The 13,508-nt window shown below is 42.0% G+C and carries 10 protein-coding genes; 7 read left to right on the top strand and 3 right to left on the bottom strand.

Features of this window, described 5'->3' with window-relative positions:
* Positions 1–159: 159 nt before the first annotated feature.
* On the bottom strand, positions 160–795 hold the full coding sequence (locus BC659_RS14465) for a deoxynucleoside kinase (RefSeq protein ID WP_133475528.1): 636 nt from the start codon (positions 793–795) through the stop codon (positions 160–162).
* Positions 796–974: 179 nt separating this feature from the next.
* On the bottom strand, positions 975–1,985 hold the full coding sequence (gene trpS / locus BC659_RS14460; RefSeq protein WP_133475527.1) for a tryptophan--tRNA ligase: 1,011 nt from the start codon (positions 1,983–1,985) through the stop codon (positions 975–977).
* 189 nt (positions 1,986–2,174) lie between these two features.
* On the opposite strand from trpS, the gene recG reads away from it, so the two are divergent.
* The 3 genes from recG to BC659_RS14445 are packed head-to-tail and all read left to right on the top strand — an operon-like array spanning position 2,175 to position 9,147.
* The gene (gene recG, locus BC659_RS14455; RefSeq protein WP_342775751.1) at positions 2,175–4,340 is read left to right on the top strand and encodes an ATP-dependent DNA helicase RecG; all 2,166 of its coding nucleotides are present in this window, start codon (positions 2,175–2,177) and stop codon (positions 4,338–4,340) included.
* Between the two features lie 58 nt (positions 4,341–4,398).
* On the top strand, positions 4,399–8,118 hold the full coding sequence (locus tag BC659_RS14450) for a T9SS type B sorting domain-containing protein (protein ID WP_133475525.1): 3,720 nt from the start codon (positions 4,399–4,401) through the stop codon (positions 8,116–8,118).
* Between the two features lie 9 nt (positions 8,119–8,127).
* Positions 8,128–9,147 (top strand): PorP/SprF family type IX secretion system membrane protein, encoded by a 1,020-nt coding sequence (locus tag BC659_RS14445; protein WP_133475524.1) that lies wholly within the window; start codon positions 8,128–8,130, stop codon positions 9,145–9,147.
* Between the two features lie 110 nt (positions 9,148–9,257).
* Here the strand turns inward: BC659_RS14445 and BC659_RS14440 are convergent, their stop codons facing one another.
* On the bottom strand, positions 9,258–10,010 hold the full coding sequence (locus BC659_RS14440) for a hypothetical protein (protein WP_133475523.1): 753 nt from the start codon (positions 10,008–10,010) through the stop codon (positions 9,258–9,260).
* A 267-nt stretch (positions 10,011–10,277) separates the two neighbouring features.
* Between BC659_RS14440 and BC659_RS14435 the strand changes: the two genes are divergently transcribed.
* The 4 genes from BC659_RS14435 to rsmI all read left to right on the top strand — a co-directional run bounded on the left by BC659_RS14435 (position 10,278) and on the right by rsmI (position 13,408).
* Positions 10,278–11,570: an aminopeptidase P family protein gene (locus BC659_RS14435; RefSeq protein WP_133475522.1), complete on the top strand. Its 1,293-nt coding sequence runs from the start codon at positions 10,278–10,280 to the stop codon at positions 11,568–11,570.
* A gap of 83 nt (positions 11,571–11,653) precedes the next feature.
* On the top strand, positions 11,654–12,418 hold the full coding sequence (locus BC659_RS14430; RefSeq protein WP_133475521.1) for a CDP-alcohol phosphatidyltransferase family protein: 765 nt from the start codon (positions 11,654–11,656) through the stop codon (positions 12,416–12,418).
* On the top strand, positions 12,415–12,663 hold the full coding sequence (gene purS / locus BC659_RS14425; RefSeq protein ID WP_133475520.1) for a phosphoribosylformylglycinamidine synthase subunit PurS: 249 nt from the start codon (positions 12,415–12,417) through the stop codon (positions 12,661–12,663). Before BC659_RS14430 ends, purS begins: the two co-directional genes overlap by 4 nt.
* 76 nt (positions 12,664–12,739) lie before the next feature.
* Positions 12,740–13,408 carry a 16S rRNA (cytidine(1402)-2'-O)-methyltransferase gene (rsmI, locus tag BC659_RS14420; protein WP_133475519.1) on the top strand — a complete coding sequence of 223 codons (669 nt, stop codon included), beginning with the start codon at positions 12,740–12,742 and terminating at the stop codon, positions 13,406–13,408.
* Positions 13,409–13,508: the final 100 nt, after the last annotated feature.

Here is a 13,508-nt window from a genome sequence, read left to right as displayed (position 1 = left end):
AGAATAAAGAAAGGTTAAAATAGGATGGGAGACTGAGGGATATAATGGATTCAAATGTCACTTCGGAAAATAAAGTTGCCACTGAAGGCACAGAAAATTGTAAAATTCTGGGTCTTCAGTGGCAATACAAATGCCAGCTATCCGGTGTAGAAGCCAGGCCTAGAACAAGCCAAACAACATACCATCCACTTTGCTGATGATCTCACCAAAATGCTCTTCGCTTTCAGCAAATTTATTCTTATCGCAATCGATTACCAGTAACTGACCTTCTTTATAACCATCAATCCATTTATTATAGTATTCATTCAGTCTTTTCAGGTAATCGAGACGGATATTTTCTTCATATTCACGGCCTCTTTTCTGTATCTGTGCCACGAGTGTGGGTACAGAGGCTTTTAAATAAATTAATAAATCCGGTGGTTGTACCATGGTTTTAAGCGTCTGGAAAAACTGGTAGTAATTATCAAAATCGCGCTTGCTCATCAAGCCCATTTCATGGAGGTTGGGGGCGAAGATGTTGGCATCTTCATAAATGGTACGGTCCTGAATTACGGTTTCTGTTCCGTGATGGATATCCAGTAACTGATTCAGGCGACTGTTCAAAAAAAAGATTTGCAGGTTAAAGCTCCATCGGGGCATATCCTCATAAAAATCCATCAAATATGGATTGTGGTCAACATCCTCAAATTGAGGTATCCAGCGATAATGTTTACTCAACATCTCAGTCAGCGTGGTCTTTCCGGCACCGATATTACCGGCAATTGCCACATGTTTTGGTTTCTTGGGTTTCGCCATAAAAATGAAAATACGAAAGTTGAGAGAATTAGGATGAGATTTTTAAAAGGGAGCAAATGGCTAATCGCTAATGGCTAATGGATCATAGCTTATAGTAGATCGTTCATTTCATAAAACCTGGCCGTTACCACCACACCGCAATGCTATACTCTATTTGCTATGAACTATATGCTATCAGCTCAATAATCCATTCCCACGGCTGCCCTAACCAGTTTCAATGTTTCACTGGCACTGGCACGGGCCTTGTCTGCCCCCTGACGGATGATTTTTTGCAGGAGTTCATGGTTATGCTGAATATCAGCAGCTTTGGCACGGATCGGCTGAATAAAACGAATCATATCTTCTGCCAGTTGTTTTTTCATATCGCCATAACGAATAATACAATTACCGGTGCTGCTGTTATTAAAATCATCTTCAAATTTCTGCACGGTATCAGGCGTACTTACCAGTTTCATCAGTGTGAAAAGGTTTTCGATATAATCAGGCTTTACTGAATGAGGTTCTGATGGTCCCTGATCTGTTTTAGCCTTCATGATTTTTTTACGAATACTTTCATCTTCATCTGCGAGATAGAGAGTATTCATCTGGTTCTCGCTCTTGCTCATCTTTCCCACACCATCCAGACTTAAAATTTTTACCAGTTCACCGCCATAATTAAATGCATAGGGTAGTGGCAATACATCACCATAGCGATGGTTAAATCTTTCCGCATAATTGCGGGCCATTTCAAGGTGTTGTTCCTGATCTTTTCCAACCGGTACTTTTACTGCACGGTGTATCAGAATATCGGCAGCCTGTAAAACCGGATAAGTCAATAAGCCTGCATTCACATTGTCCGGCTGCAGGCGTACTTTCTCTTTAAAGGTTACTGTTTTTTCCAGTTCACCTTTATAGGCCATCATATTCAGGTACAGGTAAAGTTCTGCAATTTCCGGTACATCACTTTGTACATAGAGTGCAACCTTATCCGGATCAAGACCACAGGCTACATTCTCTGCAATCACACGGTGAACACTGTTTTTCAGTTCTTTTGTATCAGGGTGTGTGGTGAGGCTGTGCCAGTTGGCTACAAAAAAATAGCAGTTAAATTCATCCTGCATACGCACATAGTTGCGCATGGCGCCAAAATAATTACCCAGGTGTAAAAAACCCGTAGGGCGTATACCACTTAAAACAACCTCTTTTTCCATGCCGCGAAGATAAGGAAGAGAAGCTATAAGCTGCAAGCAGCAAGCCTCAAGCTGCAAGAATCAGGATACAGGGAACAAATCTTGTTCCCTGTATCTTATAGCCAGTTTCGTTCTTTCCGAAGATTGAATTTTCTATATCCGCATCAGGATGGATATTTGTAAAGAAGGAGACCGCGTGCAAAAGCCAAGATCCTTCCCAATCAAAAAATCAAAGATCAAAAAATCTATAATTCATCCGACATCATCCATACAACATCATCCATATTATCTACCCCCATCGAATACCTGAAAGGCGTTGGTCCGCTGCGGGGCGATTTGCTCCGTAAGGAACTGGAGATATTCAGTTTTGGCGACCTGTTGGATCATTTCCCGCATAGGCATATTGATAAAACAAGGGTAAACAAAATTAGCACTATCAATTACCAGACAGATTTTGTTCAGGTAGCAGGTGTGCTGCAGCAGTTTGACATATTGGGTGAAAAAAGAGCCAAAAGATTGGTGGCGCATCTGAAAGATGAAACCGGCAGCCTTGAACTTACCTGGTTTCAGGGCATCAGTTGGGTGCAGAAAAATCTGGTACCCGGGCAGAAATACCTGGTATTTGGCCGCACCGGTTTTTTTAGCGGCCGACCTCAGATGGTGCATCCTGAAATTGAACCCTTTATTGCTGCAAAAGCAGATGGGAAAGAATATCTGGAACCGGTGTATCCGGCTACGGAAAAATTAAAGGCAAGGGGATTGAATGGACGCCAGTTGGGAAAACTGACCTATCAGTTATTTTCTCAGCTCAAACCTGACGATATACCCGAAAATCTCCCAGAAGCTGTCATTGCAGCAAATCAATTGATCAATCGCTATGAAGCATATTGCAATATTCATTTTCCGGTATCACAAGTAGCGTATGAAAGATCATTGAAAAGGCTGAAGTTTGAGGAATTGTTTATTGCGCAGGTAAGACTGAATCTCATACGTCTGGAACGACACAAAAGCAGCAGGGGGGTAGTGTTTGAAAAAGTAGGAGAGTTGTTTAATGACTTCTACAATCATCACCTGCCTTTTTCATTAACAGGTGCGCAGAAGAGAGTGATCCGTGAAATAAGAACAGATACCGGCCGCGGGCATCAGATGAATCGTTTATTGCAGGGCGATGTGGGCAGTGGAAAAACCATTGTAGCCCTATTAAGTATGCTGCTGGCGGCCGACAATGGATACCAGAGTTGTTTGATGGCGCCCACAGAAATTCTGGCACAACAACATTACAATGGGTTAAAGGCTTTATTAAAAGAAATACCCGTTGAAATAGCCCTTCTTACCGGAACGGTGAAGGGAAAGGAAAGAAAAAGAATATTGGCAGGGTTACTGGATGATAGTATTCATTTTGTAGTAGGTACCCATGCTGTTATTGAAGATGTGGTACAGTTCAAGAACCTGGGCCTCGTGATTGTAGATGAGCAACACCGTTTTGGTGTGGCACAAAGGGCCAAATTATGGGAGAAATCACTTATACCACCCCATGTGCTGGTAATGACGGCCACACCCATACCCCGTACCCTTGCCATGACCGCCTATGGTGACCTTGATTATAGTGTGATGGATGAATTACCACCAGGCAGACAACCCATTACCACCGTTCACCGTAATGAAGGGGCAAGGGCCAGTGTGATGGATTTTGTAAAAACAGAAATACAGAAAGGACGTCAGGCATATTTTATTTATCCCCTTATCGAAGAAAGTGAAAAACTGAGTTATGAGGACCTGATGCAGGGGTATGAACAGGTAAAGAGTTTCTTTCCCGAACCCAGGTACCGGATCAGCATGGTGCATGGCAGACAGCCCCCCGAACAGAAGGAAACCAATATGCAACGCTTTGTGACCGGTGATACCCATATTATGGTCAGTACAACGGTGATCGAAGTAGGGGTAAATGTGCCCAATGCAACGGTGATGGTGATTGAAAGCTCAGAAAAATTTGGTTTATCACAGTTGCATCAGCTCCGTGGCAGGGTAGGAAGGGGTAGTGAGAAAAGTTTTTGCATTTTATTAACGGGTGCCAAAGTAAGCAAAGAGGGCAAAGAACGGATCAATACAATGTGTGCCACCAATGATGGGTTTGCTATAGCAGAGAAAGACCTTGAATTACGTGGTCCCGGGGATATTTCAGGTACCAGACAGAGTGGGGCACTGAACTTTAAAGTAGCTAGTATTGTTAATGATAAAGAACTACTTGAACTCGCCAAAACAACCGCTGAGCAAATATGTGAAGAGGATCCGGAACTGGATATGGCAAAGAATTTGCTGTTAAAAAACTACCTCAGGTCACAGAAAGGTAAAAATGCATGGAGTCGGATTTCCTGATGACAACTTTAACAGGTCTGGAAACGTATATTGTAGTAACTTATTAAAAAATTGAGGATTGGCAGCACTGAAGAAAATAGCGGGATTATTGGGATTGCTAATGATAGGACTCATAACCTATGGACAGAATTATCTTGAATTTGTAGAGAACAAGGGACAATGGGATAAAAAAATCCTGTTTCTGGCCAATACAGGTATTGGGTCTGTGGCATTACAGGCTGATGGTTATAGAGTACTGCTGCACAATGAACAGGATCTTGCAAAACTGAATCCGCATCCACATGCGCATGAACATATTACTTCTACTGCCAGTTCAGCTATCAAAAAATCGGCGGTGGGTGATCCTTCAAGAGGGGGAGATGACGGCGGTGAGGCATCAAACGGCGATCTTATTCTCCGTGGGCATGCTTATCAGGTAAAATTCCTGAATGCCAATCCTAAGGCCGAAGTTGTTCCCGATAAAGCACAGGCTACTTATAATAATTATATACTGGGGAATGATCCTTCAAAATGGGCCTCCAATTGTAAGATATACCAGGCTGTAACATTCAAAAACATTTATCCCAATATCGATATCCGCTACTATACGGCGAATGGAACTTTGAAATATGACCTGATTATAAATCCGGGTGGTAATGTCAATGATGTAAATCTTTATTTTGAAGGGGCTGATGGTTTAAAAGTAAAAGACCAGAACCTTGTTATCAAAACATCGGTTATGGATGTGCAGGAAATGGCGCCCTATACCTATCAGCTATCAAGAAATACCCGAACAGAAGTACCCTGTAGTTTCGAAGTAAAAGGAAATATTGTACGCTTTAAACTGAATGGTAATTATAATAAGGATGCTACTTTGGTGGTAGATCCTTCGATTGTGTTTTATGGATATAGTGGAAGTACAGCTGATAACTGGGGATTCACCGCCACTTACGATAATCTGGGAAATTTTTATGGGGGAGGTATAGTATTTCCTGGTGGACAGTTTCCTGTAAATAACGGAGCTTTTCAAACCAGTTTTCGTGGAGGGATAAATGAAAATGGTGTAAGTGGTTATGATATTGCCATTATAAAATTTGATCCTTCAGGTGCTAATAGGATTTATGCAACTTATCTGGGTGGTACTGGAAATGAGCAGCCGCACAGTTTAGTAGCCGATGCACAAGGCAATTTATTTGTAGCTGGAAGATCCAATTCTGGAAGTTCTTTTCCTACACGAGGATTAGGATTGTATGGAAGTGGTGGTGCTTACGATATCATTATCACGAAATTAAATGCAGCCGGTACTGATATCATAAGTTCAATAAGAATCGGTGGTTCCGGGGATGATGGAATAAATGTCAGAGCAAATTATGCAGACCCCAGAGTAGCAGAAACAACCCGAAGAAATTATGGAGATGACGCAAGAAGTGAAATTATTTTAGATGCGGCAGGAAATCCGATTCTTGCATCTGCAACGCAATCAACTAATTTTCAGGTAACTACAGGAGCTTTTCAAACAACTCGGGGTAATAACAGTTCGACCCGTTTTCAGGATGGGGTATTAATTAAACTTACACCTGATTTGAATAATATTTTGTTTAGCTCTTTTTTAGGAGGAAACGGTGATGATGCAGCTTTTGTTTTAGCAACTCATCCTCTAAACGGAAATATTTATGTAGCCGGAGGAACTGCTAGTAATGATTTGCCTGGAGATAAATCAGGTGTATTATATCCCACATTTCAGGGAGGTTCTGTTGATGGCTTCATTAGTATTGTAAGTCCTGATGGATCACAGATACTTAAAACCAGCTATTTTGCTACCAATGGTACTGACCTTATTTATGGAATTCAGTTTGATAGAAGGGGGTTCCCATATATTATGGGAACATCAACCGTTCCCTGGCAGGTAGTAAATGCACCAATCAATGCCAATGGTAATCAGGCCACAGGCAAACAATTTATTGCGAAACTGCAGCCCGATCTTTCTGCTTTTGTTTATTCAACGAATTTTGGAACAGTAACAGGCAACGCGCCAAATATATCTCCTACAGCTTTTCTTGTAGACAGATGTGAAAATGTATATGTTTCAGGATGGGGAGGTGTTTTAAATACAGGGATGCCTTCTGCAGGAACACGGGGTTTAATTACCACTGGATCAGGTCAATTTAAGACAACAACAGACGGAGAGGATTTATATTTTTATGTAATTGAAAGAGATGCTCAGTCTGTTTTGTATGCTACTTTTTTTGGTGCTAATTCCGGTACGGGTTCCACTGGAGACCATGTAGATGGAGGAACAAGCAGGTTCGATCGGAATGGTACCATTTATCAATCCATTTGTTCCTGTTCACGTGATATTAATGATCCGGGTCGATTAACTGGTTCAGCGGGCGTTTGGTCACGAAATAATCAAAATGCTGGCTCTAATTCGGGAGGAGGATGTAATCTCCTCGCTATTAAGTTTTCTTTCGATCTGGCAGGCGTTGGCGCAGGTCTTCAGGCTTCTATTAATGGAGTAGCTCGTGATACAGCTGGTTGTGTGCCTTTAACCGTTGATTTCAGAGATACACTCGCATTGGGTAAAGCCTATTGGTGGCATTTTGGAGATGGCTCACCAGCTGTGCGTACCACAACACCTTCTATCTCGCATACCTTCAATAATATCGGCCTATACAGGGTAATGTTGGTGGCGGTAGATTCTACTACCTGTAATTTTACAGACACAGCCTATATCAATATGCGTGTACGTGGTGATGAAGCCGCTTTATCTTTTACCGCTACCAAAATTCCGCCCTGTCAATCACTGGTTTTCGAGTTTAACAATACATCTGTTGCGCCTGCCGGAAAACCTTTTACCAATCAGAGTTTCCGATGGGATTTTGGCGATGGCAATAGCAGAATTGCAGGCCCGGGTATTGTAACACATAGTTATGCTGCAGGTGGTACCTATGATGTAAAACTGGTGTTGATCGATACCAATTACTGTAACCATGCCGACAGTATTGTGCAACAAATCCGTATTGCGCCCAATGTAGCTGCGCGATTTACCACGCCTTCTGTAGGTTGTGCACCTTACAATGCAGTATTCAATAATACTTCATTGGCCGGACAACAATTCTTCTGGGATTTTGGTGATGGCTCAACATCTACGGCAACCAGTCCAACGCATCTGTATGCTACACCAGGAACTTATACAGTTACTTTGATTGCAGTAGACAATGCAACCTGTAATATACGGGATACCACCAGACAAACGATTACCGTGAGTGGTAGTCCAACTGCAGCCTATACCTATTCGCCCAATCCAACACAGCCCAATACACCCATCAGTTTCAGTAACGGATCAACCGGTGCGGTTTCATTCAAATGGTTATTCGGCGATGGAGACAGTACACTTGCCACTAACCCCGATGCACCGGTTTCACATTTATACAATCGTACCGGAACCTATAATGCCTGTCTCATTGCCTATAATGCATCAGGCTGTAGTGATTCAACCTGTCAGTCGATCAGTGTTACCGTAAATGCAACAGCCGCTGTGCCGAATGCATTCTCACCCAATGGAGATGGTACCAATGATAGAATCTTTGTACGTGGATATGGTATCGGTAAAATGACCTGGCGCATTTATAACCGATGGGGTACACAGGTATTTGTAACGAATAACCAGTCTGAAGGTTGGGATGGTACCTATAAAGGTCGCTTACAGCCGCAGGATGTATATCATTATACTTTACAGATAGAGTTTACCAATGGCGATAAAGTCTCAAAAAAAGGAGACATTACTTTACTTCGATAAATGCAAGCTATGCGTAGAGTTTTGAAAACAGGAGGGTTTGCTGTATTACTGTTCATGGTGCAAAATGTAACAGGGCAGGGGCTGCATTTCTCTCAATACTATAATGCTCCTATGCTGGTCAATCCGGCCAATACAGGTTTCAATCCGGATTATGATTATCGTATCGGGGGTAATTACAGGAACCAGTGGGCCAGTGTGGGTAATCCCTTCCGGACCATGAGTGTATGGGGTGATACCAAATTATTCGCCAATCGCTTCGAAAATGGCTGGATGGGTTTGGGAGCTTCTTTATATAGCGACAAAGCCGGTAGTGGTAATCTTGTTTCCACCAATGCCTATGTAAGTGCAGCCTGGCATCAGATGCTGGGTTATAATAGTTTATTAAGCGGTGGGTTTAGCGTAGGACTTGTTACAAAACGAATAGATATTACCAAGCTCAATTTTGATAATCAGTGGAGTGGTCAGTTCTTTGATGTCAATATCCCATCCAATGAGCCCTTTGCTTACACACAAACCTCTTATGTAGACTTACAGGCAGGCATGAACTATGCTTATTTTGCTTCTGATAATTTGTACTTCAATGCAGGTCTGAGTGTGATGCACATTAATACCCCTCAGGAAAGTTTTTTTGCACCCAATGTTGCAGACGCGAGGGTGAACAGAAGATATACAGGTTTTGTAAATGCCAGTATCAAACTGCAGGACCTCTGGATTGTGAACCCGAATATTTATGTGAGTAAAATGGCCAGTGCCTGGGAAACGGTAGTAGGCTTTAATGCCAACCGGAACCTCAGTGGCGATGGAGAACAGCAATTGATCTTAGGTTTATACTACCGCCATAAAGATGCCGTGATACCATTGGTAGGTTACCAGGTAAACGATACCCGCTTTACATTTAATTATGATGCTACTACATCCAACCTAGGTGGGATCAACGGTGCCCGCGGTGCTTACGAAATCTCCATTATCAAAAGCGGGATTTTTTCTAATGGTGGTAGAAGTGTGAAATGCCCGACAGTAAGATTTTGAGTTTAGCAAATAGTGAATAGCATATGGCCTATAGTCTATTAGCATTTTACTGAATTGATTATTTAAAGCTACAGACTACTGACCATACGCTATCTCCCATAATTCATCTGCTATATCTCAATATCTTCATCACCCGCATCCTTACTAATGCTGTAATCCTCATCATCCAGGTATTTACTGTATTTCTTATTCACTGCTTCAGACTGGGCCTTGCCGTTGATGTATAACTTGTGGCTTTTCACCTGTATCTTATAGTTTTTGTCTTTATCAATCAGTCCGTCTTTGTCAAGCTCATCTACAAAAGCTTTGATCCTGGTCAATTGTTTTTTGGCGGTATTGATCCCCTCTTTTGCTTCTGCCAAACCTCTTTCAACTTCACGGGTGATTTTGCTGAAGTCGATATCGTGTTTGAATTTTTCAGATTTTAGTTCTTCTTTTACTTTCACCATTTCCCTGTCCACTTCCTTGAAGTCTATTTCTTTTAGTGCCAGTTCTACTTCTTTCATGGCTTTGCGTACCTCAGACTGAATTTTATCAACATCAATCTTCTTGATCTCTTCCATGGCTTTTTTGAGTTCTTTTTCCATTTTGCCCATATCAATTTTAATTTCGCGGTCCAGTTCCAGCGAAGCTTTGTCTAATTCTCTCATGGCTTTATCTAAGTCGCGTATTTTATAATCGCGGTCATCATCGTACCTGAGTTTGTATTTCTTTTTTGTTTTGGTTGTATCCTGGTAGAATTGTCCGGAATCTGGTTGCTGGTTTTCTTTTCTATTATCAGCCACTTTCCAGGCTGAGAAGCTGATGGCAGCCAGTGCCAGTACAATACCTGCGGCCCATTTGTTGAGTAAGATCGATTTCATGTTCTTTGTTTTATAGATTGACGAATATTTTCGTAGTAAACATACGATTATATTCGTAAATCGATCCTTAATCTGGATAACCGGTCTTTTTTTAACATTTATGGCTATAGGGCGGGTTGAATTGTGGCAGGTGCACTAAGCATTATGTTTTATATTGCAGCCACTTCAAAATAACCCATATGAAATAAGCTTTCACAAAAGGGGTGGTATAAACCCTGATTGTTGACGGGCGAATTACATGTGATCAAAACCAGTGAAAATCAACACATGAAATACCTTCCTTTAGATGCTAACATCTTCATTACCAATAGGGAACGTTTTATAAAAGCCATGCAACCCAACAGCATAGCCATTTTTGTGAGCAATGATGAATGGCCCTTGAATGGCGATGCCTTGCACAAGTTTAAACAAAACAGTAACCTGTTCTGGTTAAGTGGTATAACACAGGAAGATTCGATGGTGGTATTGTTCCCCGACTGCCCTGATCCCAAATACAGGGAAGTACTGGTATTGGTACGTCCTAATGAACTGAAGGAAAAATGGGATGGAAAAAGGCTCCGTGTGAGCGAAGCCACAGCTATCTCAGGTATCAAAACCATCGTATGGCTCGATAGTATCGATGCTTTACTGCAGACCTGGGTACACCTGGCTGATAATATATATCTCGATACCAATGAAAACGACCGGAAAGCTTCGCAGATCAGAAGTCGTGATTATCGTTTTGTGGATGAAATGAAAGAAAGGTACCCGCTTCACAATTACCTGCGTGCGGCTAAAATTATGCGTTCGCTGCGTTCCATCAAAACAAAAGAGGAAATCGTTGTATTGCAAAAAGCAATCGATATAACAGAACATACCTTCCGTCGTTTGCTGGGTTTTATTAAACCCGGGGTGATGGAATATGAAATTGAAGCGGAGATTTACCACGATTTTTATAGCCAACGTGCAACGGGGCCGGCATATGGCAGCATTATAGCCGGTGGCGACCGTGCCCGTATTCTTCACTATGTATCCAATAACCAGGAATGTAAAGATGGCGAAATGGTGCTGATGGATTTTGGTGCTGAATATGGTGGTTATTGTGCCGATCTTACCCGTACGGTACCTGTTAACGGAAAATTTACACGCCGGCAAAAAACAGTATACAATGCCTGTTTACATTTACATAACTATGCAAAAAGTATCCTGAAGCCTGGTATCACCGTTGTAGATTATACAGAAAAAGTAGGTGAGGAAGCTACACAACAGTTCCTGAAGATCGGTTTGCTCAGAAAATCGGATGTGAAGAATGAAACGCCTGAAAATCGTGCTTATCGTCGATACCTGTATCATGGCATCTCTCACCATCTCGGTATAGATGTACATGATTTAGGTACCAAAACCGAACCCATTAAACCGGGTATGGTATTTACCATTGAACCCGGTATTTATATTGAAGAGGAACAAATGGGCGTACGTATCGAAAACAATTTCTGGATTACCCGTAACGGCAATATAGACCTGATGAAAAATATTCCGATTACAGTAGAAGAGATTGAAGCCTTGATGAAGAAAAAATAATACCTGCCAATAGCAAATAGCTGACGGCGAATAGAAAATGCTATGAACCATCAACTATCTGCCATAAGCCATAAGCATTCCCCATGAAACAGATTCCTAATATATTCACCCTGCTGAATCTTGTATTTGGCTGTATTGCCATTGTTTGTATTATGCAGACAGGGCTGGAGATAACCAGTACATCTGCAGGAGAACCCATCGTAGAGATACCGGCGCAGATGCAATGGGCAAGTCTTTTTCTGGCACTCGCAGCAATTATAGATTTCTGTGATGGTTTTATGGCCAGGTTACTTAAAGTGCCTTCTGAAATGGGGAAACAACTGGATTCACTGGCAGATGTGGTTAGTTTTGGTGTGGCACCAGGGCTCATTGTTTACCAGTTCCTCCGCTTATCTCTGGCACAGGAACCCGACGGACTTGACATTTCAATAGTATGGTTATTGCCTGCTTTTCTTTTGCCTTGTGCCGGAGCTTACCGTTTGGCAAGATTTAATATCGATACACAGCAAAGCTATGGCTTTAAAGGTGTGCCGATTCCGGCAGCCGGATTGCTTTTCGCTTCTTTTCCGCTGATCTATTGGAACACATCTGAATCATGGATACTTAGCCTCCTGTTGAATAAATGGTGGTGGTATGTTATTGTGATAGCAGTAAGCTATCTTATGGTATCTACCTTGCCCATGATGGCATTAAAATTCAAAGGTGTAACCTTCTCCAAATTATTGCCATTCCTGCTTATTGCTCTGGTAGCATTGGTTGGGGCCTTATTATTTGGTTGGCTCGCAGTTCCGCTTAGTTTTATTGCTTATGTAGTTTTATCTTTGCTCCTTAAACAAAAAGAATCATGACTTATAACGTGCAGATCAAAGTAATGCCTTTAAAAGACCTACTCGATCCACAGGGTAAAGCTGTGTTGGGTGGATTGAATAATCTCGGACTCGGTGCCGTAGCCGATGTGAGGGTGGGTAAGCACATTACTTTACAGATCAATGCAGCATCTGAAGCGGAAGCCCGCGAAATTGCCGAAGAAGCCAGTAAAAAACTGCTCGCCAATCCGGTAATGGAGTTTTATGAGATTGAAATGATACAATAATATTTTAGGATGTCAGATGGCCGATGGCAGATTTTAAATATCTGACACCTGCTATCTGACATCTGCCATTTAAACTATGCTGTACCTCGTTCCTACACCACTTGGTAATTTGAAAGATGTAACACTTCGCTCTCTGGAAGTATTACAGCAGGTGGATGTGATTTTATGCGAGGACACACGTACTTCTTCACGTTTCTTGAATCATTACCAGATTCAGAAACCCCTTTCTCCCTATCATCAGCACAACGAACATAAAGTAGTGAATCATCTGGTCGAACAGATGAAAGCAGGCAAGCAGTTTGCATTAATTACAGATGCAGGAACACCGGGTATTTCCGATCCGGCTTTTTTATTGGTACGGGCCTGTGTACAGGAGGGTGTCAAAGTAGAATGCTTGCCTGGAGCAACTGCTTTTGTACCTGCATTGGTAAATAGTGGTATTCCGGGTAACCGTTTTGTTTTTGAAGGATTTCTGCCACTTAAAAAAGGGCGGCAAACACTTTTCAAACAACTGGCTACTGAGGAGCGAACCATGATTTTTTATGAAAGCCCTGTAAGGCTGGTAAAGACCCTGGATGAAATGAGTGGTTATTTTGGCGAAGAAAGGACCTGCGCTGTGAGCCGCGAACTAACAAAACTATATGAGGAAAATTTCAGGGGCACACTCAAACAGGTAGCAGATCATTTCCGTGCAAAAGCAGTGAAAGGGGAAATCGTGATTGTTGTTGCAGGAAAAGCGGATTGAAACCTGTTCGCCCATTTATAAATTTTTACCGCTCATTTGATCAATTCCAAAGCATAATCTGTTTCTTTACGCATAGAGAAAGAAGGGGTTGGTACTTATT

The sequence above is a fragment of the Sediminibacterium goheungense genome, from assembly GCF_004361915.1.
Taxonomy (GTDB): Bacteria; Bacteroidota; Bacteroidia; order Chitinophagales; family Chitinophagaceae; genus Sediminibacterium; species Sediminibacterium goheungense.
This window is presented reverse-complemented; position numbering and strand designations above follow the sequence as displayed.